A 1159-nucleotide genomic window follows, 5' to 3' on the forward strand; every position below is an offset into this window, starting at 1 on the left:
ACCTGTCCAGTGCCGCGGCGGCGTGGTCGGCGGGAAGTTTGAAGACCGTCCGCAGGCCTTCCTTGAGTAAGTAGGCGCGGTAGAGCCGCGGGTCGGTTTTGGCGATCCACTCCAGCTTCACTCGTTGCCGGTCGGTGAGGTTCTCCGGGTTCTTCCACAGCGTGTACCGGGCGCGTCGGAGCGCTTGGGCTGGTCCGGTGGACACGGTGGCGCGTCGGCCATGGGCCCACCCGTGAGAGCGGGTGTGACCGGCGCGGCGGGCGTTGGCCCATGCCTCGCGACGCACGGCATCGAGGGCCTCAGTGGCCCAGCCGACGACGTGAAACGGGTCAGCGCAGCGGACCGCCTTCGGGCATCGATCACCGACCACGTCCGCGATCCATTCAGCCCCGTCAGCGGTGACATGGGTGATCCGGGCGCAGCGACCCGCACCCGAGGCTTCCAGCGCATCGAAGAAGGCGGCCACGGTCGCGCGATCTCGGCCGGGACTGGCCCACACCAGCCGGCCGCTGTCGTGGTCGACCACGACGGTCAGGTACTTGTGGCGGCGTTTGTAGGAGATCTCATCGATCCCGATCCGCGACAGGCCGGCGAACGCATCGACCCCGGCCGCGGTGTCAGCCCACACCCGAGCGATGATCGATCCGACTGTGCGCCAGGCAATCCGCATCAGCTCGGTGATTGCTCTCTTCGAGCACTGAGTGGCCAACCAGGCCACCTGTTGATCGAAGGAGCGGGTGTGTCCAGCACCGTGTCGTGCCCAGGGGACTTGTCGCACCGTCGGCCCGTGGACAGCACAGTTGACCCTGGGGACATCGGCTTCCAGGAAGACTTGAATGGTCCCCATATCGAGCCCACGCCACCGCCGCCGCCCCTGACCATGGTCATACCAGGAGGCTCTTGATCCGCAGTCTCCGCATCGACCCTGACGGGGTCGTCGAGGCCTGACGTGAGCCACGAGAATCTGGGTCTGGTCGTCGAACTCGACGTCCTCGACGACGGTGTTCTCGACGCACAACAAGGCGCGCCATAAGCTGGCGTTCTGCACGCCGTTCTCCGTTCTGAAGTTTTTGACCTTCGACAAGCCAAAAACCTAGATGGGGAACGGCGTGCGGCCGTTTCGAAACGATCAACTACCCACGAATGTGGCACAAGAGCC

Annotated in this window: 1 protein-coding gene; it reads right to left on the bottom strand. The window is 65.3% G+C overall.

Features of this window, described 5'->3' with window-relative positions; genetic code table 11:
* Positions 1 to 1048: ISL3 family transposase (locus ACZY0X_RS31205; protein ID WP_463775895.1), on the bottom strand; the 1048-nt coding region annotated here is incomplete at its 3' end.
* Positions 1049 to 1159: the final 111 nt, after the last annotated feature.

The organism is Mycobacterium sp. IDUB_39 (assembly GCF_055419205.1).